Annotated in this window: 15 protein-coding genes; 4 read left to right on the forward strand and 11 right to left on the reverse strand. The window is 46.5% G+C overall.

The genetic code is table 11. The annotated features are described in order from the left end of the window. Positions 1–70: 70 nt before the first annotated feature. The 11 genes from ACMXI2_RS19765 to rbsK all read right to left on the reverse strand — a co-directional run bounded on the left by ACMXI2_RS19765 (position 71) and on the right by rbsK (position 19,462). Positions 71–892: a sugar phosphate isomerase/epimerase family protein gene (locus ACMXI2_RS19765; RefSeq protein WP_483777789.1), complete on the reverse strand. Its 822-nt coding sequence runs from the start codon at positions 890–892 to the stop codon at positions 71–73. 389 nt (positions 893–1,281) lie between these two features. Then, entirely contained in the window at positions 1,282–2,295 is a 1,014-nt protein-coding gene (locus ACMXI2_RS19770; protein WP_483777790.1) for a Gfo/Idh/MocA family protein, read from the reverse strand. 8 nt (positions 2,296–2,303) lie between these two features. Beyond that, the gene (locus ACMXI2_RS19775; protein WP_483777791.1) at positions 2,304–3,497 is read right to left on the reverse strand and encodes a Gfo/Idh/MocA family protein; all 1,194 of its coding nucleotides are present in this window, start codon (positions 3,495–3,497) and stop codon (positions 2,304–2,306) included. Positions 3,498–3,524: 27 nt separating this feature from the next. After that, positions 3,525–4,718, reverse strand: coding sequence for a nucleoside permease (locus ACMXI2_RS19780; RefSeq protein ID WP_483777792.1), 1,194 nt, complete (start codon positions 4,716–4,718; stop codon positions 3,525–3,527). A gap of 8 nt (positions 4,719–4,726) precedes the next feature. Continuing rightward, complete coding sequence (locus ACMXI2_RS19785) at positions 4,727–7,816, reverse strand: PQQ-dependent sugar dehydrogenase (RefSeq protein ID WP_483777793.1); 3,090 nt, start codon at positions 7,814–7,816, stop codon at positions 4,727–4,729. A gap of 72 nt (positions 7,817–7,888) precedes the next feature. Further along, positions 7,889–9,460: an ADP-ribosylglycohydrolase family protein gene (locus ACMXI2_RS19790; RefSeq protein ID WP_483777794.1), complete on the reverse strand. Its 1,572-nt coding sequence runs from the start codon at positions 9,458–9,460 to the stop codon at positions 7,889–7,891. Positions 9,461–9,467: 7 nt separating this feature from the next. Continuing rightward, a complete protein-coding gene (locus ACMXI2_RS19795; RefSeq protein WP_483777795.1) occupies positions 9,468–10,826 on the reverse strand; it encodes a DUF4434 domain-containing protein in 1,359 nt (452 codons plus the stop codon). A 21-nt stretch (positions 10,827–10,847) separates the two neighbouring features. Continuing rightward, complete coding sequence (locus tag ACMXI2_RS19800; RefSeq protein WP_483777796.1) at positions 10,848–12,443, reverse strand: RagB/SusD family nutrient uptake outer membrane protein; 1,596 nt, start codon at positions 12,441–12,443, stop codon at positions 10,848–10,850. A gap of 21 nt (positions 12,444–12,464) precedes the next feature. After that, positions 12,465–15,638, reverse strand: coding sequence for a SusC/RagA family TonB-linked outer membrane protein (locus tag ACMXI2_RS19805; RefSeq protein ID WP_483777797.1), 3,174 nt, complete (start codon positions 15,636–15,638; stop codon positions 12,465–12,467). A 1,849-nt stretch (positions 15,639–17,487) separates the two neighbouring features. Beyond that, a complete protein-coding gene (locus ACMXI2_RS19810; RefSeq protein ID WP_483777798.1) occupies positions 17,488–18,492 on the reverse strand; it encodes a GRP family sugar transporter in 1,005 nt (334 codons plus the stop codon). A 34-nt stretch (positions 18,493–18,526) separates the two neighbouring features. Then, positions 18,527–19,462 (reverse strand): ribokinase, encoded by a 936-nt coding sequence (gene rbsK / locus ACMXI2_RS19815; RefSeq protein WP_483777799.1) that lies wholly within the window; start codon positions 19,460–19,462, stop codon positions 18,527–18,529. A gap of 351 nt (positions 19,463–19,813) precedes the next feature. Between rbsK and ACMXI2_RS19820 the strand changes: the two genes are divergently transcribed. Genes ACMXI2_RS19820 through ACMXI2_RS19835 form a run of 4 tightly spaced genes read left to right on the forward strand, consistent with a single transcriptional unit; the run spans position 19,814 to position 24,284 of the window. Then, entirely contained in the window at positions 19,814–21,016 is a 1,203-nt protein-coding gene (locus tag ACMXI2_RS19820) for an Nramp family divalent metal transporter (protein ID WP_483777800.1), read from the forward strand. A gap of 22 nt (positions 21,017–21,038) precedes the next feature. Then, positions 21,039–22,055, forward strand: a complete 1,017-nt coding sequence (locus ACMXI2_RS19825) for an NAD-dependent epimerase/dehydratase family protein (protein WP_483777801.1) — start codon at positions 21,039–21,041, stop codon at positions 22,053–22,055. 4 nt (positions 22,056–22,059) lie between these two features. Then, positions 22,060–23,097, forward strand: a complete 1,038-nt coding sequence (locus ACMXI2_RS19830; RefSeq protein WP_483777802.1) for a dihydrodipicolinate synthase family protein — start codon at positions 22,060–22,062, stop codon at positions 23,095–23,097. Continuing rightward, on the forward strand, positions 23,097–24,284 hold the full coding sequence (locus ACMXI2_RS19835; protein ID WP_483777803.1) for a M20 metallopeptidase family protein: 1,188 nt from the start codon (positions 23,097–23,099) through the stop codon (positions 24,282–24,284). Before ACMXI2_RS19830 ends, ACMXI2_RS19835 begins: the two co-directional genes overlap by 1 nt. The last annotated feature ends 1 nt before the right edge of the window (position 24,285 follow it).

The following is a 24,285-nucleotide window of genomic DNA, read 5'->3' on the forward strand; positions in this document are numbered from 1 at the left end:
ACGTGTTAAGAGATAAAGTTAGCAAAAATGCGTTAGCAGGTAAAATAATGTGGAGCTGAAGACATGAGGGTTATTGTTGTGGAGCAATTATATCTCTCAGCAGATGCATCATAAATAAATTCACTTCCCATTGCGAAACTACCGGGGTATTACCCGGCGAAGTAGTCCACATATAAGGCGGTGGCCCAAACTCCGTTGTAATGGTAAGCAGGGATATGCCTTCGGCTTCTTTTTTCCGGATGATCCCGGACCACAGGCCGGTAAAGTAGTTCAGCGGCTCCGCCCATTCCGGCAGTCGCGGATCAGGTATCTGCGGTCCTTCAGGAAAACCCACACGGGCATGTATATGTACGGTGCGCCTGATTGCTTCGTTAACCGTTTCTTTAAATCCTTCAAGATAGCTTTCTGTAACACAAACCCAGTGTGAGAAATCGGCGGTTACTTTCATGGAAGGTCTCAGCTTAAACAGTTCTTTTGCATTGCCCGGGCTGAATCCAATTCTTCCCCGGTGCGTTTCATGCGCGATAACAATATTATTCCTCGCTGAAAAATTTTCCGCCGCATCAATAACGGCAAGTTGTTCATTGATCGTAAAGAAATCTCTTCCTGAATGCGAATTAATAATTACCGGTTCACATTCCATTGCCGCATTCAGATGATATTCAAAGCTCCTGCAAAAGGTTTGTATATCCGCACCTTCCGCCTGATGCTGTTGCACAACTATTGGTAATCCCAGTTCTTTGCTACGTTTGATAAATACCTTCCTGTCATTTTTATTTTCGGGTAGCCAGGAATCCACGCCGTCATATCCTGCGGATATTACCTTTTCGAGAAAAGCTTCTACGGGGATGTTTTCGTGGCCCCATCGTGTACAAAGGATTTTTATCTGCATGTTATCAACTAAAGGCTTTGGATTTATAAGAAATTGCTTCTATAGGGTAGAACTTTGGCTTACAAAAATAGGTGGTGGAGTCACCGGTGAAGAAACATAAATGAGATTTTTTTTGTGTTTTCTGACATTTTTGGGGAACGACTGTAACGATAGGCAGCATGAAGACACAGGGAAATATCCGGAGGAATAAAAAAGGCCGTCTCATAAATATTGAGGCGGCCTCCTTTTTGAGTTGAAATTTCCACTACTTACCATTTCATAATAATTCCATAAGTCAACTCCTTCCTTACACTGGGATCAGTTGATTCGAAAGAAGTAACCCTGCCTGCAGCAAAAAAACATCAGTTACCATGCACACCTCTCAAATTTTATCAATCATTTTCCCATGATCAAAAACTGGTGTTCTCCATTTTCATGGTAGCACCATTCTTCCTTTTGCTTGCATCCGCCGCTTCCATAAATGCGATTATTTCCAGCGTCTCTTCTGGCTTTACCGGTACTACACCAGTGTCAAAAAAGGCGGCAATCTGATATACCAGTGGTTTATAGGAATCGAAGTCGCTGATAGGCGCAATGGCCTTTTCTCCGAATACATGGCCTCCGAAGCCATAGGGGCCTTTTTTTATGGCCCGGAGCACACCTATGCGACCATCTTCCCATACACCGGTTACCACATCGATGTCTGGTCCGGAGATGCGGGTTACCTTGCGGCAGCCGGTGCCCATAAGGGTGAATAATACTTCTACACCATGTATAGCATACCAGAAAAGATCAGGATGTGTTTTCTCCAGGAAAGCCGGTGTATATACATCAGCTCCGGTTACTTTGCCAATTTTACCTTTCAGCACCTGCTGCACACTATCCATGTAACGCAGGGCTGAGGAGGAGAAAACGGGCACCTTATATTGCCGGGCTGTTTTAAAAATGACCTGGGTATCTGCGAGTGAAGCGGCAACCGGTTTATCAATGAACATAGGCTTACCGGCTTTCAGCACGGGCAGGGCCTGTTCCAGGTGCACCCTTCCATCGTTGGACTCCAACAATATCACATCCGTTTTTTCCAGCAACGCAGAAATGGAATCAACTATTTCAATGCCCATTTCTTTTATCTCTTTGAGATAACCAGGCACCATATCCAAGCTGGATTTGATATCCCTGCTTCCTTGAGGGTATACTGCGGTTACACGAAAACCTTTTAATGCAGGGTCGGCATCGGGCGAATTGAACATTTTAGTAAACTCCACACTGTGTGAAGTGTCGAGTCCAATAATGCCAATCCTTCTTCCAACAGATACTGGTGTTTGAGCAAACACACGGCTTAAGGCCCCACTGAAACCAAGTCCTATTCCTGCAATGGTTGCCGTCCTGATAAATTGTCTGCGGCTATTCCCTGACGTTTCCATGATGCTGTTTATTTTACAATTTCAATAATCTTTCCACTGTTTTTTTCTTTCAGAATTAACTTGGTGCTGCCAAAATGTGTCATCTCTTCTTTTATCAGAAAATGATGATCATCATAATCAACCAGTGTATTGGCCTTACCTGTTCCCATGAGTCCCCGCCAGATCTCTAATTTAACCGGCTCCCAGCGGGCGCTGGCGGCTGAAGCATAAGCAGCATCTAATATTGCATTCACTACATACCCGTCATAAAAAGTTTCCCGTGGCTCCCTTTCTTCTTCCAATGCGTTGAACATGTCAGCAAACATATGGTTGTAGCCCAGATCATTCAGCTCATCGCCTACCGGGAATATCCATCCGCTGTTACTTTCTGCCTTTTCCGCCACATAATCAGCTCCCTTCCCGGTGGTAAACATGTCAAAGCCGGTGCGTAAGAAATTATTGATCCAGATGGTGCCTTCCGTGCCCATTACCTCATCGCGCAGATCGAGGCCGCCCCGAAAGGTCCAGCTTACCTCAAACTGTCCGATGGCGCCATTCTCATACTTTATCAATGCAATGGCGTGATCTTCCGCGTCAATCGGTTTTACCTGCGTATCCGCCCAACACATTACTTCCATCGGCCTGACATTTTTGCCGATAAAACTACGGGTAATTTCCACGCAATGACAGCCCAGATCCAGCATACAACCACCGCCTGCCAGCTCTTTATTCCAGAACCATTCGCTGTGCGGACCAGGATGCGTTTCGCGCGACTTTGCCCAAAGAATACGGCCCAGTGCTCCTGCTGTCACACTTTGCAATGCCTTTGAAAACTTGGGCGTATATACCAGATCTTCCATATAAGCGTGAAAAACGCCAGCCGCTTCTACCGCTTCCAGCATTCGTTTGGCCTCTGCGGCATTACGGCCGAGCGGCTTGGTGCAGATCACTGCCTTACCTGCCATACAGCAGGCGAGTACCGCTGTTACATGCAGGTGGTTAGGCAGCGCAATACATACCACGTCCACATCCGGATGATTTACTGCTGCCTCCAGACTGGTGGAATAATGAGGTACATTATAATCTGCGGCAAATTTCCCGGCGCTTTCTTCTTTGCGGGAATACACAGTTGTGATACGGTCCCTGCTTCTCTGCCCCTGGATGGCATCTGCATAAAAACGAGCAATGAATCCAGCTCCAAGCATAGCTATTCTTTTTCCCATAAATATTCTGTTTAGATATTACAATAATTATTTGTGTTGGTTATCTCTGAATAGAAAAGTAAAAAACAGGATGCACACAGCAGTGATGCCCGCAGGCACCAGCCATATATTGCGCCATTGATACAGCAATGCACCGTTGATGTTCATACTGTAGGCGCCTGTTGTAAAACCTGATACAAAAGAGCCAATAAGCATGCCCACACCATAGGTGGCAAAGGTGATCAGCCCCTGTGCCGAATTTTTAACTGCAAGACCGGCCTGTTTGTCGGTGTATATCTGTCCGGTTACAAAAAAGAAATCATAGCAGATGCCATGCAGCAATATGCCCGCGTAAAGCATCCAGGCCTCGTGGTTATTGTTGCCCCATGCAAAAGAAAGATAACGTAGCACCCAGCACAACATGCTCAGCAGAAGCATCTTCTTTACACCCAGGCGCGCAAACATCAATGGTATCAATAACATAAACAGCAGTTCCGACAACTGTCCCATCGTCATTTTACCTGCGGCATTCCGCACACCCATATCGTTGAGGAAAGGGTTGGCAAAGCTATAGTAGAAAGCCAGGGGAATACAGATAGCAACAGCAGTGATGAAGAATACCGTGTAGGAACGGTTGTTGAAAAGCTTCAAGGCATCTACTCCCAATATTCCCCGCAGATCCGCCTGTTGTTTTACAGGGGGGGTATCCGGTAGCCAAAAGCTGTAGATACCCAATAAGAAAGCACTGGCGGCGGCTATACGAAAAGTCAGCATGCTGTTTTCGATATGCAGGCCACCGATCAGCAAGCCTGCCATTATCCAGCCCACCGTTCCCCAAACCCGTATAGCCGGGAACTCCCTGCCTGCATTTGCCATCTGCCGGAAGGCAACAGCATTTGTTAAAGAAATGGTGGGCATATACAACAAAGTATACAACAGTATCAGCCACCAGAAGACATCAAATTCATGCACATAGCTGATACAGAAGAGGACCGCCGCACCCAGCAGGTGCAGTGTGCCAAGCAACCGCTGTGCAGAAAAAAAACGGTCGGCTACCAACCCTATAAACAACGGTGAAATTATGGCTGCTATAGAAAGGTTGGCATATGCCGCACCTACCTGCACAGCACCCGTTTTCAGCGTCACCAGCAGGTAGGTTCCCATAGTTACATACCATGCGCCCCACACAAAATATTCCAGCAGCATCATTACCGACAATCGGTATCTCACGGATAGTGGCATAAGGGTCTCTATTTGTTTTTTGTGAAATAAATCCAATCAATATTGAAAAGATATCCTTTGTCGCCATGCGGACTTTTAAACTCAAAGTACAAGTCATGCAATCCGCTGATCTCATCCAATGCCGCTGTCACCTGTTTCCAGCCCGATTTCCAGTCGGGCGTATTTCCGGGAGGTATAGTGATTCTGCTTGCTACCGGTCCATTCTTTCTATCGATATGTAACAGGATTTCACCACCGCTGCCCCTGTATTGCACATTGTACTTTATACTGCTGATGCCTGCCAGGTCGAGTTGTTTGTAGGCCACAAAATCCCCATCCTTTACATAGGCATAGGTGAGACCGGCGGTGGCAACGGGTTGTAAGCTCACCCTGCTGTCATCAAAATCTTCCACCTCCAGTAATGGGTTTCTTAATACAACGATAGCCTGCGATGTAAGAGGCGCTATATTATTGGCTCCTTTGTCGGCATAAGAAGCGGTTAGCAGGTAAACGCCATTGCTTCCTTTTCCTTCATGCGCTTTCAATGCCACAGATCCCTGCAAGGGTAATGACTGCGCGGAGGCTCCCAGCGAAATAATGTACTCCACTATTTCCCTGGCATCCTTCGGTAGCAGATCGGGGTGGGAAGACATTGTGCGCGTGCCCCAGTTGCCACTGCCGCCGGCAATGATCTTAGCTGCCAGCTTGCTGATATTATCCTCCTTACCGGCATAGCGATGTGCGATGTCCAGCAGGCTTGGCCCTACGGAGGCGGTGTTTTCTGTGTGACAGGCCTTACAGTCCAATGAATAAAACAGTTCATGGCCTCTTGCGTGCTGTGGACTGGCACTGCTGTTGTTACCGTTTAATACCACCGCCAGGTCGCGGCCCGACGCCAGATAATCAAAACCCACCCTGATGGCGGAAGAATCGATCTGCGGATCTTCATGATCGGTAACGCTTACCAGGTAATCGAGTGAGGTATTATCCCAATAAAAGCTGCGGTTATTTTTGGTCTGTATCCGGACTACCGGCGGCGTGTTGCCTACTTCAAGCGTCAATGAGGCAGTATCTGTGGCGCCGTGATTATCCGTTACTGTTAAGTATATCCTGTATTTACCCGGCTGGTTAAATGTATGCGCCAGCGTTGGTCCGCTATAACTTTTGCCGGCCAGCTCCCAGTTGTATTGCAGCACATCTCCTTTATCGAAGTCGCCGGATGTTGCTGCTGAAAGATGTGCGGTAAAAGGCACGGCACCGTAGTTGTTATCAGACCGGATGCTGGCAAATGGCTTACGGTTACCTTCTGCATAGGTAATGCGTACCAGTCTCGCATCCATATTTTTTGCGAACCAGTTGGTGCCGTATTCGAGTAAATAAATCGCACCATCCTCACCAAACTTCATATCTATAGGCGCCGACGGCTCCAGGTTTTCAAGAAATGGCTCCATGCGGAGATAATGATGATCTTTATCAAATGTAACTGCCATGATCCAACGGCGCACCCAATCGTAAATAAACAGTTTACCATCATAATACGGCGATAACCTGTATTTAGCATTTTTGAAATGATCGCTGTAAAAAACGGGACCTGTCATGACGGATTCACCGCCTTTGCCGACCAACGGGAATATGGGTGAACTGCCATCAGCATACCATATCATCGCCGGTTGAGCCGGCGGAAGGTTACGCACTCCTGTATTATTCCGTGAGTTGTTGACCGGATGCTGTGGGTTCTGACGGGGGCGCTCTTTTTTTGCGGCGAAGTCCCATAGTGGATATGCTTCATTGTTGCCATTAAAATAAGGCCAGCCAAAGTATCCGGGCTTCCTGGCCTGATTCACTTCATCAAAGCTCAGGGTGCCGCCTTCAGCAGCAGGAACCTTGGTATCGGGCCCTATATCTCCCCAGTAAAGAAAGTTGTTTTGCGGATCTACTGTGATGCGGAAAGGGTTGCGGCATCCCATTATATAAATTTCTGGTCTGCCTGCGGAGCCATCTTTAGGAAAGAGGTTTCCGTCTGGTATTTCGTATGTTCCATCCGGCTTTGGCTTTATACGCAGTATCTTGCCCCGCAGATCATTGCTGTTGGCAGACGTGCCCTGGTCGTCGGCCAGTTCATGTCCCGGTCTTTCATCTACCGGCGTATAACCTTCGGTAGCCTCCGCGTTTGTATTATCCCCGGTTGAAAGGTATAACAGGCCGCCAGGACCAAATTCCAGGTATCCCGCAGAATGGCAGCAATACTGCCGTTGTGAGGGAATTTCCATCATGATCTTCTCTGTTTGCATCAACAGTTGCCCCTTCTTCAGTTCCAGTCTGGATAAACGGCTCACTGCTTTACTACCTGCCACCCCATAGTAAAAATACACCCAGTTATTTTTTTCATAGTCCGGGTCCAGGGCCACGCCCAGCAAGCCATCTTCTATACCGCTGAAAACATCGAAATGCCCAATGGTCTTTATCTCCTTACTGTCATGCTCATATAATTTTACGCCGCCTTTGCGTTCCACAAACAACACGTCGTTGCCCGGCATGATGGCCATTTCCATAGGTTCATCCAGGCCCTGACCCAACATCGTATAGGCGTACCGGTTATTTTCAGGTATAGGAAGTGTGGCGCAAAGTTTATAATCCGGCGCGGTATTATCCCCGATCGCATATTTCACCCCTTTTTCCAATACTCCTGCTGCTAATGGTGCGGGCGTCATAAAGATCCTGGCAGGCTTATCTTCCGTGAATTCCTCCTGTCTGTTCAATGAATCCAGCCAGGGCCAGCCTGTTGGGTGATGCAGTGTATCGGCTACCAACATCCAGCCCCCTCCTGCTTCCAGGTAACGCCGTAACGATACCACTTCCCGATGGCCCAGGCTATCGACATCCGACAGCATAGATACCACGGCGCTGCATCCGGCCAGGGAATCTTCCTGGAAAAAGTGCCGGTCTGTGGTAACCAGCAGCTGCCAGCCGTTGCTGGCAGCTGCTCTTTCCAGCTGTTGCTTCAAACTGTCTGTCACAGCCGGAGTGGCAAACAATACAATCTTCTTACTACCCCTGCTTCCTGAACAGGCATATAAGCCCATTAAACAGCAGCATACATATGTCAGGTACGATCTCATATCACTTGAATAAATAAATCATCTGAGCTGCCGTGATGCCGGCAGTTATATCCATACTAAAAAAATCAGCTCTTAGCGGCTGCCTTTCACCGGTGTATCTTCATACAGCAGGTAGTCAACGGTTACAAGCTCATAATCCGGATTCGGGTTCAATATCAGCAACTTTACCTCATGGTCCCCTTTTGGCAACTGGTATTTCCAGCATATATCCGTGCGCCTGCGGTTGTAATCTGTTGGCAGAGACACTGTTTCCGTATCCTTACCATCTATAGTTATTTTTATTTTAAATACATATTCCTGCAGGCTTTCCTTTTTCTTCCGTGCATATCCGCGCAATACGAAGCCAATGCCTGGCACAGCGAAAGAGGTTTCAGTAAATCCTGCATGTGAAAATGGAACCCTTGCCTTTGGATAATGTCCCGTAAAATTTTCTTCGAAATGTACAGGAACGGATGCCTTCAATGGAATCTCCACTTTATCGCCGTTAACTTTACCTCCGTGACGCACAATATTTTTCAGCGCCAGCTCAAACCCGGTATCATATACGGTATTAAGGGAAGTGCTGGTATATTTGAATATCTTATCCTGTGCGGGTGTAACAGCATCACGCCAGTAGGCGGGAATTTTGCTGTAACCGAGCATGGTACCTAAGATCCCCCCCGCAGTTGACGGGTTACAATCTGCATCCTGTCCTGCGCGGGTGGTAATTTCCATTGTTTGGGTAAAATCGCCTTTTCCGTATAAAAGACCCAACACCACGTAGGCAGCATTTATTTTGGCATCAATATCCAATGGCTGAAACACGCCATCCGGGCAGCCTGCATCTTCTGCCCATTTTTGTTGTATTTCAAACCAGGTCTGTTTCCAATTGTCGGGGTACTTTGCATGCCAGCGGATTACATCTGCAATACATTGATAAAATTTACTGCGGGCCGGGATCATTTTTAATGCCTGCTGTACAATATGCGTTACATCGTCCGACATTACTGCTTCTGCATACATAGCGGCCACAAATACGCCACCATACCAGCCATCGCCTGAATTCATGAGATGTCCGATACTATCGCAGATAATGGCGGCGGCATATGGCATACCCGGGCTCATCAAACCTGCAAAGTCTGATTCTATCTGGAAGTCGATATCATCCGCATGCGGGTTGTGCAACCAGTTCCCTGCTTTCCCGGAAGGCAGACCATTCTGAATGTTATACCTCCCTGCCTGGTTAGCATGCCACAATACATAACCGGCGTTCGCAAATGCCTGCGCAAATGAATCCAAGGGCGCGTCGAGCCCCAGCCTGTTATATACCTCCACAAATGTCAGGTCCATGTAAATATCATCATACAACCCGGCAAAGCTGTCCATAGTGCGGGCAATCCTGTTGTTGTCCCAGTTGAGTGGCTGGTAATCCTGGATATATGTTCCGTTGTAGAGAAACTCCACAGGACCTCCGAAAGTAACGCCTATCGTTTGACCAGCCCAGCCTCCCTTCAATTTGTCTTTCAATGTTTCCTTCGACGTCACAAATGGTCGGGGCAATGTTCGGGCATTGATATTCTTTTTCATTTCCTGTGCCTCCACAAACGGCGCTATGAAAAGCAATAGTAATATCAATCCGTAACCAGCTAAAATTCGATTATTCATACTCAGATTATTTTATGATTTCCGCCTGGCGGTATTGCAGCAGCGGTACTTTTCCTATCGTTTCATCTACCAGTACGCTTGTAGCCTTTGTAGCGATATTTCCATAATAGTCATAAGAGGCTACCTCGTAAGTATATATTTTTTGTTTGGTTATTCCTTCGTCTGTGAAGGCGGTCGACGGAGGTGTATTTTTTTTACCCTGAAGATTACGCAACAACTTCCCGTCCCGGTAGATATAATAGCCACAAACCTGGCGCAAACTGTCAGGAGCATTCCAGGATATGGATGCCTTAGCAGTATCTGTCCATTTTACTTCCAGGCCGGATACCGGCGGAACAGTTTGTTTTAAGACAGCGCCTGTTTTCAGGTAATGCAAATAAGCTTCATGATAGCCGGGATTAGCGTTCAACGGACTATAATAATGGCTGTAGGCAAAACTGATAATACCACTGACATAAGGTTGCACAATTTTCATTTGCGTCACGAATCGACCAATAGGCGCGGCTGTCCAGCCCACGTAATCAAATGTTTCTGCATCAGACCAGAATAGCAGGCCAGGTTTTGTTTTCACAGCGGCAGCCAGCTGTTTGTACCAGTTGCCCAATACTTCCAGTGTAAGACCACCGGCGCCGATGCCATCCTGCGGCGCAAAAATATCTCCGGGTTTAAAGGAAACGTGCTTAAAAACATATTCCCACATCTTCACATATTCGTTAGCGGCGCCCACCCTGTAGTTCATGAAAGGGCATAACATCACCGGCATGCGGGGAGAAATTTTATGCAGATGCCTGACATTGATGTCCAGCGCCTTTGCCAGCATTTCCTGTTTGCCGGGCGTCACATAGTTCAGGTTGTCTACTTCCCATATCCAGTACCAGCCATAGAATGCATGCCTGTATTTTTTCCCGTACCGCTGCAATATTTCATCCGCCACTTCATTGCCTGTTTCCATTTGCCGGTACAGCCATTCTTCCGGGTACCTGCCCCACCACTGCTCATTAAAATTTATGCCTATAAAAACCTTCATGCCGGTTTTCTCAGCATTCCTCAAACAGTCGTCCAGCAAATCCCTGTTGTATGCGTGGCTTAATCCGGGTATGGAGGTGGGATATAACGTTTTATAAGGCGCTTCTCCTTTGGTGAAGGCAGCAGTACAGAAAACGATGTACTGCATGCCTGCTTCTTTCAATGCATGGATCTCTTTCATCCACTTCTCATCATTCCAGTCTTTTACCAGATAATCCTGAATAAATGTTCCGTTGATGGCAGGTCTTTCTTTTTCCTGCACAGCGGTAGCCCCTGCTGCGCCCGCATATGCCAGGCACATTAGCAGCATTGTCCAGGTTTTGATAATATATCTGTTCATGAATATATTCATTTGCATTTTTTACCAACCAGGGTTGTTGCCATTGATCAGTTTATTGGCGTTCAGTTCAGCATCTGGTATGGGCATCAGCAACTGTTTATCGGAACGTATTTTAGAATTATTGTCTACCACACCGAGTTTGCTCATTACCTGAACATAGATGCCCCAGCGAAGCAGGTCAAATTTCCGGTTGGCTTCCTGCGTAAACTCCCTGCCTCTTTCAGCAAACACAAAAGAGCGGAACGCCTGCTGCGTAAGGCCAGGTGGCACCGGAGTCGCCTTGCTCCTGCTACGTACCTGGTTAATTGCATTGTATGCGTTTGAAGTAGGGCCGTTCACTTCATTTTCTGCTTCGGCGTATATCAGCAATACATCCGCATATCTTAGCAACGGAAAATTACAGGCCCTGTAACCGATCGACTCGTTAGGGGCCATGTTACCGGTCCAGTATTTTGTAAGGAATGGGGTTTTCATATACTGGGCCACACTGCTGTCTGCTCCATATTTGTATTTCAGCGAATCTCTTTCAGGATAATACATCCAGGCGCCGCTTTGCATCCAGCGGTGGTATACACCGGTCAGCACGCGTTCGTCTGTTGATTCATATTCATCATAATGAAAATTCGTTATCCAGAGGTATCCGTAGCCGCCAAAAGAAGGAGCCGAATAATATTGTTCAAACAAAGTACCGAAGGTGTTATCGTTAGTAGCCTGCAGTGACCAGATGTGTTCTTGTCCGTTCTTATTTCCCATGCTCCATACTTCAGCCCAGGAGCTGAACAATTTATATTCACCAGAATCCATTACCTGTTTCGCCTTATCCCGGGCTTTAATGAAGAGCGATTTGCTGTCCATACCTTCATACCCTTTCACTATGTTTTTTGTCCAGGTGTAATCACTATTGTCTGTTCCCCCCCGCACGCTGATAGCGGCGCCTGGCAGGGAGGCGGAAGCCATAGTAAGATATACTTTTGCAAGCAGGGTTTGTGCAGCTCCGCGCGTAACTTTACCTGCCGGACCGGACCTTGGATCTTTTCTTGACAGTAACAGCCCTTCTGCCTGCTGCAGGTCGGAAATGATCTGTGCGTATATGTCTTTCACCGGCGCTCTGGCCATATCAGCTGATCCCGCGCCTGTTAAGCGATTGAGACGCAAAGGCACATCTCCCCATAACCTTACCAGGTGGAAGAAAGCCCAGGCCCGGAAAAAGTATGCTTCACCCAGTATCCTGCCCCGCACAATGGAATCCATTTGGATGGCAGGCACCTTATCGAGGATAGTGGTGGCCTGGTAATTTAATGTATAAAAACCTAACCATAAATTGGGTACAGTCCATGCGGAAGAATAGTTGGCCACACCTTCTGTGCCCATCAGCCATCCTGGTCCCGATACATGATCATTATCAAAATCAATATCTGACCAGTAAGGACTTTTAAACATATTCCAGGTATGCAGTTCACCATACATGCCGGTGGCTGCTGCTTCTGCATCCGCTGCAGTATTAAACATATTCTCGGAAGAATAGAAATCGTATGGATGCTCTTCCAGGGTTTTCTTACAGCCTGCTGTAAAAAAGACCACGGTAATAACAGCTATGAGTATTCTGATCGGTTGCATAACGTTAGTTATTTTACAGTACTAAAGAGATAAGTTCAAGCCAAAGGAGTACGTCCGTGTATTAGGGTAGTTACCAAAATCAACGGCGCGTCTGGCCGGGTCCTGTCCGAACGCATTCACTTCCGGGTCATAGCCGGAATATCCGGTAAAAGTAACCAGGTTATTGATGCTGATATAAACACGCAATGAGCGCACAAAGGAATGGTCATTGACCCTGAAAGTATAGCCCAGGTCGATATTTTTCAGGCGTACATAGGAACCATCTTCAATAAACCGATCGGAGAAATACATGCTCCTGTATTGCACGGGCATTGCCTTGGGGTTAGTTCCTCCTGAGCCAGGCCCTGTCCATCTTTTATTGTAGGCATCAACGGTAGTGTTATTGCTGTTGCCAATGTTATCAGTCATATAATGCAGCGTATTGATAATATCTCCGCCAACAACGCCCTGCACAAATATGCTCAGGTCCAGTTGTTTATAAGAGAAACTATTGGTGATACCAAAAGTATAATCCGGGTTTACATCACCGATGATCGTCTGGTCTTTTGCGGTGATCTTTCCGTCGCCATCCAGATCTGCATACCGTATTTCTCCTACCGTTCTTTTGATGATTTCAGGCGCCTGTCCTTCAAAAAATTTACTGTTGGTAACTTCCTCTTCGCTCTGGTAGATGCCATCTTCTTTATAACCATACAGGATACCAACAGGCTCACCTACACGCTGTAGAAAGGGTTGATAATTGATGGGCACCGTACCGATGTTACCCGCAAACTGCTGTTGTACCGGGCCGAGGCTAAGAATCTTATTTCTGTTGAAAGAAATGTTACCATTAAACTGCCATTTGAAGTGCTGATTATCGATAATCCCTGCCAGCACGGATACTTCCAATCCTTTATTACCGATTACACCGATGTTGCGCAGCTGGTTGGTGAAGCCTGTACTGGAAGGCAGCACAACATTCTGCAACAGGTCGGAGGTACGTTTCTCATACACGTCAACGATTAAAGAGAGGCGGTCGCGCAGCAGGCCCAGGTCCAGGCCCAGGTTTGTTTGGCGGGTGGTTTCCCACCGGAGTGAAGCGTTCCCGATAGCATTATCTGCAAATCCGTTGGTAACACTGCCTCCGTAGGGATAGTTGAGTGGTCCTACTCTTGATAACGACCCATAGGAAGGAATGGCCTGATTGCCGGAAGTACCGTAGCTCGCTCTTAACTTCAGGTTGCTGACCGCGGTCTTCAGCGGCCGAAAAAAGTTCTCCTCTGATATGTTCCAACCCATCGCCACGCTGGCGAAGCCTGCCCATTTGCTGTTAACGGCAAACTTACTGGAGCCATCCCTTCGGTAGGTAGCCGTTACGAGATACCGGTTGTTGTAGATATAATTAGCACGACCGAAGTAGGAAATCATTTTCCAGTCGGACTTACCCGAAGCCGGCTGATTAATGGTGGTCGCAGCACCGAGGTTATTATCTTCCAGCACATCGTTCACAAATCCATCCGCTGAAATCTGTTTCCACTGCCAGGTACCTTTACTGTAAGAAAGGCCCAGCGTGGTATTCAGCGCATGTTTCCGCCAACGCTTGTCGTACGTGAAATAATTTTCAGAGCTGATCGTCTGGCTGTTATTGTCGGCTACGAACGCACGTCCCTTATAAGAGCGGCCCTCCAGTGTGGTAACGGGATAATACTGGTCCCTTTTTTCATTGGAAACATCCCATCCCAGCACGCTCCTGAACTTTAATCCCTGCCGGAAAGTAATTTCTGCATAGGAGGAGTTAAAGAAACGGTAACCGGTTATTTTGTTCAGCGCTTTGGTTGCGAATGTATAGGGATTGGACGTAAAGTAAAGTTCTGAGTAATCATTGGTTACGGTGTCTTTCAACGGTACAGTAGGATAATAGCTCAGCGCTGATTTTATCACGCCGCCACCCATGCCTACAATACTGGAGCCGGTTACCACTAAGTTATTGACAGTATTGGAGAAGTTGGCGTTGGTACCTACCTGTAACCAGCTTTTCACACTGCGGTTAATATCAGCGCGTACACTATAGCGTTTGAAACTGGAGTTGGCAATGATGCCTTTCTGATCCACTACATTTCCGCTGATCAGGTAAGTGTTCTGATTAGTTCCGCCGGAAAAAGTCAATGAGTAATCCTGTTTTACGCCGGTCTGGAATATCACATCCTGCCAGTTAGTGCTTCTGTTTTTATAGTCCTGCGGTCCAGGCTTATAACGGATAGGGTTAGCATTTGAATCCCATTTGGCGGGATAAGGCATACCTAATCCATTGTTATCTGTCTGGTAGGAAGTACCCAGGTAGATATCTGAATTGCGATAAGTTTCATTCTGGTAACCGGCATAAGTTTCGGCGTCCAGCATGTCGTATTTTTTGCTGATAGCAGACAGGCTGGTAACCGCATTAAAACTGATTTTATCAACTCCCTTCTTACCTTTTTTGGTGGTAATCATTACCACTCCATTGGCCCCCCTGGAGCCATATATAGCTGTAGCGGAGGCATCTTTCAGGATATCTATGGATTCAATATCCTGCGGATTGAGGAAAGATAGTTTATTCACCTGCTGTACTTCGCTGAGTGACAAGGAACCGGGTGTAGTAGCATTATCGGATACCACCGGCACTCCATCAATCACATACAAAGGCTCGGTTCCACCCATGATGGAGTTGCTCCCTCTGATCTGTATGCTCATGCCCGAGCCGGGCGCGCCATCTGTTTGCGTAACGGCTACACCTGCCACCCGTCCCTGCAATCCCTGTTCCAGTGTTACCGGGTTGCTCTTTAATAATTCTTCACTTCTGATGCTGGCTACAGATCCGGTAAGATCTCCCTTACGAACTTCCCCGTATCCTACCACGATTACCTCATCCAGCTTTTTAACTGTCTCCTGTAAATGTATATTTATACGGTTCTGGTCACCTACCAGCACCTCCTGCGGCGCAAATCCCTGGCAGGAAAATACCAACACGGTGTTACGGTCAGGAACGTCGATCATGTAAGTTCCTTTTCCATCGGCAATACTTCCCTTGTTCATCCCTTTGATCATAATCTTTGCGCCGGGCAGCGGATTGCCTTTGATATCCGTTACTACTCCGGTCACATGACTGATGAAAGAGGCGGGCGCCCCCGATACCGTCGCTCTTGAAAATAATGGCAGCAGGAACAACAATAAAAGCACAGGAATTGAATTTTTCCTTTTTGCTGATCTGGTTCCGTGCAAAAGCAAGTACTGGAACATAAAACGTGTTTTAGTTTAGATACAGGTAATGATGATTGACATTGTTGAACAGGTCCTGAAATCAACGACGTACCGACAATCTCCGGATGTAGAATTTTGGTTTCTTCGAACACAACAAATTTAATTTCCGATTATCTCATTTTTTTTCCACCTTTAGGACGGAATGTACATTTCCAAATAACTTCAGCGCTATCTACAAAAATATCAGCAATCAGTAAATCAAAAATCTATACAGATGTTTTATTATTCATATGAATAATAAACAGATAATACAAATTGAAAAATGGCACGCATTTCTTCTCTTATTCTTCTGATACATTCACTCACGAAAGCAGAGAAAAGACATTTTAAATTGTCTACCACCGGCAACGAAAAAGAAAATGATTATTCCCTGCTTTTCAGGATCATTGAATCCGGCTCTCCCGGTGAAGCAGAGCTCATCAGGGAAAAATTTGAAGAGAGCAGGCCGGCGGCTTCTTATGAAGTAACCAGTAAATATCTTTTCAAAGTATTAACAGATTGTCTGCTGGCACTAAGACAGGAACAGGATAAAACTTATCAGCTGTATAACCAGGTATTCAAGGCGAAAATCCTCTTTGAAAAATCGCTGTATGACGAGGCATTCCGCTTACTGAAAAGTACCTATGACAAAGCGCAGCAACAGAAAAAATTTTTGCTGCAGGCTTTTATTCTGCAGACCGAACAGGAGTATCACGCCAATCTTAATTTCCAGTTCATTACAGAAGACGAATTGGTAAAAGACCATCAGAAAATACAGGAAGCGCTGAAACATCAGTCCACCGCCAATCTTCATACTTCGCTCTTCCATACCCTGAAACACCGGCTGATCTATAAAGGAAATATCAGGACTACACAACAACAAGAACAACTGAACGACTTATTGCTGAGTGAGCTGCATGTGGTGGCTAAATCGCAGTACGACAGCTTTTCTGCCAGGAAGCACCACCTGCTTTTCCAGGCTACTTATTATCTGATCACCGGTGTATTAAAAGCCTCACTTCAAACCTTCAAAGAACTGAATGAATTATTTGAGGAAAACCCTGACTACTGGAAAAATAAACCGATTACCTATCTTACTATCCTGGAAGGCATATTGGACAGTCTTCATTCTATCCGGCATTACGATGAGATGCTTTATTACATTCATAAGATAGAACAGCTGCAGACAATTACCTCCTATGAGGATGTAGCGGCCAAAAGAATGGTATTTCTCTACCGGCTGATCATACACCTTAACCGGGGCGAGTTTAAAAAAGCCCAGGAGCTGCATATATCGCAGGAAACCTTTCTTTTCAGCAGGATCCATTTACTGGGCCCTTATAAAGAAGCGGAAGTATATCTCTACACTTCACTGATCTACCTGTGCAAGGGCGATTACAACAAAGCACAGGAGCACCTGAACAGGATATTACTGAGCAACTCCATGTATTCCACGTTGCCTTTGTACCGCACATTCAGGCTGATACGCGTGCTGCTCCACCTGGAACTAAAAAATTTCGAATACCTGAAATATGAACTCAGGTCTATCAGGCGGGAGTTACGCAACAACAAGGATGCATTTCTTGTTGAGAAGGTAGTGCTTCGTTTCATAGAAGAGTATCCCCTGCCTGGCAGCCCCGCAAAAAGGGAAGCAATCTGGGAGCAATACAGCCAGGAGTTCAACAAGATCAGCCAGAAGCGTTACGAAATGCAGACGCTAAAGATATTTGATTTTGCTGCCTGGATAGCTGCAAAGCTCACCAGGCAGCCATTGGAAGAACTGATGTACTCACATCCCTGCATAAACGACACAGCCCAATCCCAGCAGGAAAAACAAAAACATGGCGGTAATCAGTCTGCCGGTTCCTTTGGGAGCATCTTTAAATTCAGCCCAAACGAAAACACCCCATAAGGCAGCGATCAGGGTAGCCCCCTGGCCTAAACCATACGAGATGGCTGGACCTGCCTTGCCCGCAGCAATGAGATTGAAGCAATTGCCTAATCCCCAGATCATGCCTCCCAGCACACCCACCAGATGAAGCCGGGGGGCTCCTTTGAAATAATCGCGGTAGCTGAGCGGATCGCCTGTCAACGGTCGTTTCATCAGCACCGTATTAAATAAAAAATTGCTGACTAATGCGCCCACGGAAAAAATGAAGGTAGCCGTGTAAGGTGTTAGCTTATGCGGCGCAGGCGATGCCATATCTGCCAGGTCCATAGATGCCGCAACAAACCGGTAAAAGAATGACATGAGTAAACCCGCTGCCAGCGCTATGCCCACGCCTTTCCATGTTAGGCCATGCTGCGCCGACCTGGCTTTGCGATAAGCTGCAGCGTTCAGTAAAATCGCAAATGCCACCAGTCCCACGCCTGTAAACAACAACACTGCATTTTCCTGCCGGGGAGCCTCCATATAATTAATGATCACCCCCAGGACCAGCGCCAGTCCTATGCTTACAGGAAAAGCTACTGCCATGCCTGTTATGGCAATGGCAGCAGCAAATAAAATATTAGCAAGATTGAAAATGACCCCTCCTATGAAAGCGCTCAGCAGATTATCTTTGCCGGCCTGCGCAAGATCCGCTGTAAAGCTGCGGCCATATTCACCGAAACTACCCAGTGTAAAAGCGGCCAGTATAGAGAACAAGAACATGCCAATTACATAGTCCCAGTAGAATAGTTCAAAGTGCCATTTTTTTCCGGCAAGTTTTTGAGTGTTGGCCCACGAACCCCAAGCCAGCATAGTAATGATGCAAAAGAAAACAGCAGTAGCGTAATTAGTTACAATAAACATGGAATTTACAATTTAGATGGAGATACGTGTGATTTCAACCTTTAACTTTACTGCGAGCTCCATCCGGCCCATCCACTTCCCTGCGATAGGGAATGGAAGCATGGGCGCCCAGACGGGTAACCGCGATTGCCGCTGCCTTGCATGCAAATTCAACGGCATTTATAATGCCCCTTCCTTCTGAAAGCGCTACCACAAGCGCCCCGTTAAAAACATCTCCTGCAGCAGTAGTATCCACGGCCTGTACAGAAACAGCAGGTACCCTGGTATATACGCCATTGTCCAATACCAACACACCTTCAGCCCCCAGGGTGACAATTACAATAGACACTCCTTTGCTGCTGATAACAGCCGCCGCCCGTTCCGCATCTTCAATACTCCGAACGGGAATACCGCTGAGCATCTCTGCTTCCTTGCGGTTAGGAGTGAGTATGTATACATGTTGCAGCAGCTGCGCACTCAGGGCGCAAACGGGAGCAGGATTCAACACCAGCTTTATACCGCGGGCTGCAGCCAGATCGGCTACATATTCCACTGTTTCTATAGGTACTTCCAGTTGTACTAATATTATTTCTGCTCCTGCCATGTCTTTTTCTGCCCTGGCAATATCTGCCGGTAACAAGTTGGCGTTGGCTCCCGAGGCTACCACAATGCAATTCTCCGCATTGGCATCTACCGTGATAAGCGCCACACCGGTAGGATTCAGCGGATCTTTGCTGATATAGGTGGGGTCAATCCCTTCTTCTTCAAAAAGCTGGATAGCCTGCATGCAAAAAATATCATTCCCCATTTTCGTGATGAATCTCACCCGGCTGCCGAGCCTTGCTACTGTTATCGCCTGGTTGGCACCTTTACCTCCGGGGTTCATAAAAAACTTACCGCCAAGAACGGTTTCTCCGGCGGATGGAAGATGCTCTGCATTAACCACCATATCAATGTTTGAACTGCCAACTACAATTATTTCCGGGTTCATAAATATTTTTTTAGGTCGTAAATATATACTTCCCTTATGCCCTTATCGCGCCAAAAAAAGGGCTATACAGATAATTTCAACACTCCTGCACAGGGGTTACAAATGCCCGCCAGAGCTTTCGGATGGTTTATAAAAAACGGGATTTCCGATAATCATTTTTACTGCAGTTTTTTCCCTGCTTTAAATATTGCTGCCGCCAGCATTTACACTTGCAACACTGAAGCAATGTCATTGCGTATAATGCAAGACGCCGGTTTTATTTTTTCTGCATACACAAAAAAAGTATTTTTGTATACAAAACTACAATATATTTGTATTCAAATAACATTTTATTCAACCAAACCAGGACGCATGTCATCAAAACTAAAAGATTGGAGCGGCTCCCTTATTCCAGGCATCATTACGCTGGCCGTTGTTTTTGGGCCAAGTAAAATGACTATTACCACTAAACTTGGGGCTGAATTTGGATATAGTTTACTATGGATTGTGGCAGTTGCCATATTCTTTATGGCCATTTATACATCTATGGCGGCCAGAATAGGCATGGCCACCAAACAATCGCTGTTAAATACCATTCAAATGAAGTGGGGCAGCAAATTTTCTGCGATCATAGGTATAGGAATTTTCCTGGTCACCGTTTCATTTCAGGCTGGCAACGCAATCGGGTCCGGTGTAGCATTGGCCGAACTAACGAATACGTCCACCGCCTTCTGGGTGGTCCTTTCCAGCGCAATAGGCATAAGCCTGTTATTTTTTCGCCGTTTCTACAAGATCCTTGAAACAGTGATGATAGGCATTGTAATATCCATGCTGCTTTCGTTCCTGGTCACCTGCATCGTAGCGCGTCCTTCCATGTCAGAGAGTCTGGCCGGTTTTCGCCCGCAGGTACCGATGGGATCTCAGGGCCTGATCATTGCATTTATCGCCTCCTGTTTTTCACTGGTGGGTGCATTTTATCAGTCCTATCTTGTACAGGAAAGGGCAAGAAATAACAAAAGCGGAAATGAGATCAGGGATAGAAGCCTTACAGGGATCCTGTTGCTTGGGTTAATGAGTGTCATTGTGATGGTCTGCGCTGCCTCCGTTCTTCATGTTAACCATATAAAGGTGAATACTGCCGCAGATATGGGCCGGGCACTTACGCCCCTTTTCGGCAAGAAGGCTACTATGTTCTTCCTGATAGGCCTTTATGGCGCATCCTTCTCTTCCCTTATCGGCAATGCCACACTTGGCGGAACGCTGCTGGCAGATTCCCTCGGCTATGGCAGCAGCATGGATTCGCCAAAAGCAAAAAGCTTCATTGCCCTGATCATTATTATCGGCGCAACAATAGCTATCCTTTTCGGGCATATTCCACTTGAACTGATCGTTTTTGCACAAAGCATCACTGTATTGATCGTACCGCTGATCGGAATAGCATTATTTGCGGTTAGTAATGATGCAACGATCATGGGCAAATATAGAAATTCATTGGCCGTCAACATAGCAGCCATAGCGGGGCTTCTTCTGGTATTTATCCTGGCCGGTCTGAATATTCAAAAACTCTTCTTTTAACTATCTCTATAAATTTCACAACATGACCAATATCAATGATATTTACAGTCGTCTTCTAACGCCTTCTGATGCGCTTATCGAAGACATTGCAAAAATTGACGGGGACATTCTATTACTTGGTGTTGGAGGAAAAATGGGGCCCTCTATGGCCAAATTAGCAATGGACGCTATTGCCATTGCAGGTTTGAAAAAGAAAGTATTGGGCGCGTCCAGATTCTCTCAACCCGGCCTTCAGTCAGAGCTGGAACAGTATGGCGTTAAAACCTACCCGGTCGACTTACTGGAGCCTGAACAACTGGCTTCTTTACCCGAAGTGCCTAATGTGATATACCTGGCGGGAACAAAATTTGGGACTACTGGTAATGAATCATTAACATGGGCAATGAACAGCTTCCTGCCCGGGTTGGTAGCGGAAAAATTCAAAAACTCAAAAATCGTTGTTTTCTCAACGGGTAACGTATATCCGCTGACTCCTGTTATTGCAGGCGGCGCCACAGAAGAAACGGCAGCAGCACCCGTTGGAGAATATGCACAGTCCTGTCTTGGGCGGGAACGTATTTTTCAATACCAGTCGTCGAAGTATGGCACTCCATTGCTGATTTACAGATTGAATTATGCGAATGATGTCAGCTACGGCGTATTGCTTGAAATTGCAAAATGTGTGAAAGAAGGCATTAGTATTGATCTTCGTATGGGTCATGTAAATGTGATATGGCAAAAGGATGCGGACGAAATTGCCATCCGCTCACTACTGCATTGTAGCACACCTGCAAAGTTCTTAAATGTTTCAGGTCCGGAAACCGCTTCTGTAAGATGGATTGCGGGAGAATTTGGTAAGCTGTTCAACCTCCCGCCGGTGTTTAGCGGAGAAGAACAAACCACTGCCCTGTTAAGCAATTCGGCCGAGGCATTTGATTTATTTGGCTACCCATCGGTGTCACTCAAGGAAATGATCCATATGATTGCTGAATGGATGAAATACGGCGGTAAAATCTCCAATAAACCTACCCATTTTCAGGAACGAGAAGGAAAATTTTAAAGATATGTCTGCAAAAATATTGAGCCCGGCAGTTAAAACATTACTGCACCAGGGTACTTTTATACCTGCACATCCACTTGCGCTGACCAGCGAATTAAGGATAGATGAAAAAAGGCAAAGAGCACTGACCAGATATTACCTCGAAAGCGGATCAGGAGGTATTGCTATCGGCGTGCACACTACGCAGTTTGAGATCAGGGACCCGAAATTCAACCTGCTGGAACGGGTACTGGAATTAACGGCTGATGAGATACAGCGTTCAGCAGGCGGAAAAACGCTTGTCAAAATTGCCGGCATCTGCGGCGCTACCAGCCAGGCGGTTAAAGAGGCTGAACTGGCAGTTAAATATGGCTATGATATCGGTTTATTAAGTCTTGGCGGGCTAAACGACTGGACGGACGAAGCCCTGATAGAACATGTCAGGACAATTGCAGATATCCTGCCTGTATTTGGCTTTTATCTGCAGCCTGCTGTGGGAGGCCGGATCCTTAGTTACGAATTCTGGAAAGCCTTCGCCGAAATTCCTAATGTGGAGGCGATAAAAGTTGCTGCATTCAACCGTTACCAAACGCTGGATGTGGTAAGAGCGGTGTGCGACTCCACCCGGATGAAAGAAGTTGCCCTGTATACAGGCAATGACGACAACCTGGTGGCAGACCTCCTAACCCCTTTCAGATTTGTAGTGAATGGCGCAACAGTTGAAAAAAGATTTGTTGGCGGGCTGCTGGGACATTGGTCTGTTTGGACAAAACCGGCGGTTGAGTTGTTTAATAAAATAAAGTACTCTATCGCTAACAACAATGAAGGGATAGCAGACTTACTGGCTACCGGCACCATGATCACCGACATGAATGCGGCCATCTTTGATCCTTCGAACCAGTTTCACGGATGTATTTCCGGGATACATGAAGTGCTCCGCCGCGAGCAACTTCTTGAAGGCACCTGGTGTCTCAATCCACATGAAAGTCTTTCTCCTGGACAGTCTTCAGAAATAGACCGTGTATTGCAGGCTTATCCATCATTAACCAAGCACTCCCGCTGATGCTCATAGATAAAATTAAAACGCTATGCCACCAATTTTCCGGTGAAATCATTGCAGACAGACACTATCTGCACCAGCATCCGGAACTTTCATTTCACGAACAGGGAACAGCTGACTATATTAAAAAGCGGTTGTCCCAACTGGATATTCCCTGGCAGGCTTCTGCCGGCAACGGCGTTATCGGCACCATTACCGGAGGCAAACCATCTTCAATAGCAGTTGCATTACGGGCAGATATTGATGCACTTCCGATTAATGAAGAAAACAATGTAGCGTATAAATCACAGAACAAAGGCATCATGCATGCCTGCGGACATGATGTACACACTGCATCATTGCTGGGCGTAGCGCGCATTGCACAGGCCCTGAAAGATGATTTTGGAGGGCAGATCAAACTTATTTTCCAGCCGGCAGAAGAAAAATATCCCGGAGGCGCCAAAGCCATGGTGGAAGAAGGATTATTAAATCACCCGGGACTGGTGGCTGTTATCGGTCAGCATACTATGCCTGAACTGGAAGCAGGAAAGGTGGGATTGAAACCCGGAAGATATATGGCCTCAAATGATGAGCTGTATATTACCATCAAAGGCCGGGGTGGACACGGCGCGCAACCGCATTTAAATATAGATCCGGTGGTAATCGCCGGTCATGTAATTATTGCCCTGCAGCAAATTGTAAGTAGAATGGCCAACCCTGCGATGCCAACTGTTCTTTCAATAGGGAAGCTGACCGCCGCCGGATCTACTAATATTATCCCGGAAGAAGTTTACCTGGAAGGCACGCTCAGAACACTTGATGAAACATGGAGAAAAGAAGTACACGCCCATATCAATAAAATAGTCAAAGGCATCTCAGAAAGCATGGGCGCCACTTCTGACGTGAAAATACAGGGATTCCCGGGAGTAGAAAATAATGAAGACCTTACAGCCCAGGTATTTCAATATGCCATTGAATACCTGGGAAAGGAAAATGTTTCTACATTGGATACCTGGATGGCCGGAGAAGATTTCGGAGAATTTTCCCGGCTGGCCGATAGTTGTTACTATAGATTAGGCGTAGGAAACACTGCCCGGGGAATAAACTCTTCCCTTCATACACCCACTTTTGATGTTGATGAGCAAAACGTATTCAATATGAGTAGCGGCCTTATGGCTTACATTGCTCTGAAACGACTTGCAAATAAATAAA

It is taken from the genome of Chitinophaga sp. G7 BAM 1005 (assembly GCF_057126945.1).

Bases quoted from the DNA above. Each gene is read 5' to 3' on its own strand.
- ACMXI2_RS19770 (WP_483777790.1), bottom strand. From the start codon at position 2,295: ATGGAAACGTCAGGGAATAGCCGCAGACAATTTATCAGGACGGCAACC.
- ACMXI2_RS19830 (WP_483777802.1), top strand. From the start codon at position 22,060: ATGTCTGCAAAAATATTGAGCCCGGCAGTTAAAACATTACTGCACCAG.
- ACMXI2_RS19780 (WP_483777792.1), bottom strand. From the start codon at position 4,718: ATGCCACTATCCGTGAGATACCGATTGTCGGTAATGATGCTGCTGGAA.
- ACMXI2_RS19790 (WP_483777794.1), bottom strand. From the start codon at position 9,460: ATGAATAATCGAATTTTAGCTGGTTACGGATTGATATTACTATTGCTT.
- ACMXI2_RS19775 (WP_483777791.1), bottom strand. From the start codon at position 3,497: ATGGGAAAAAGAATAGCTATGCTTGGAGCTGGATTCATTGCTCGTTTT.
- ACMXI2_RS19765 (WP_483777789.1), bottom strand. From the start codon at position 892: ATGCAGATAAAAATCCTTTGTACACGATGGGGCCACGAAAACATCCCC.
- ACMXI2_RS19800 (WP_483777796.1), bottom strand. From the start codon at position 12,443: ATGCAACCGATCAGAATACTCATAGCTGTTATTACCGTGGTCTTTTTT.
- ACMXI2_RS19785 (WP_483777793.1), bottom strand. From the start codon at position 7,816: ATGAGATCGTACCTGACATATGTATGCTGCTGTTTAATGGGCTTATAT.
- ACMXI2_RS19820 (WP_483777800.1), top strand. From the start codon at position 19,814: ATGTCATCAAAACTAAAAGATTGGAGCGGCTCCCTTATTCCAGGCATC.
- rbsK (WP_483777799.1), bottom strand. From the start codon at position 19,462: ATGAACCCGGAAATAATTGTAGTTGGCAGTTCAAACATTGATATGGTG.
- ACMXI2_RS19810 (WP_483777798.1), bottom strand. From the start codon at position 18,492: ATGTTTATTGTAACTAATTACGCTACTGCTGTTTTCTTTTGCATCATT.
- ACMXI2_RS19825 (WP_483777801.1), top strand. From the start codon at position 21,039: ATGACCAATATCAATGATATTTACAGTCGTCTTCTAACGCCTTCTGAT.
- ACMXI2_RS19795 (WP_483777795.1), bottom strand. From the start codon at position 10,826: ATGAACAGATATATTATCAAAACCTGGACAATGCTGCTAATGTGCCTG.
- ACMXI2_RS19835 (WP_483777803.1), top strand. From the start codon at position 23,097: ATGCTCATAGATAAAATTAAAACGCTATGCCACCAATTTTCCGGTGAA.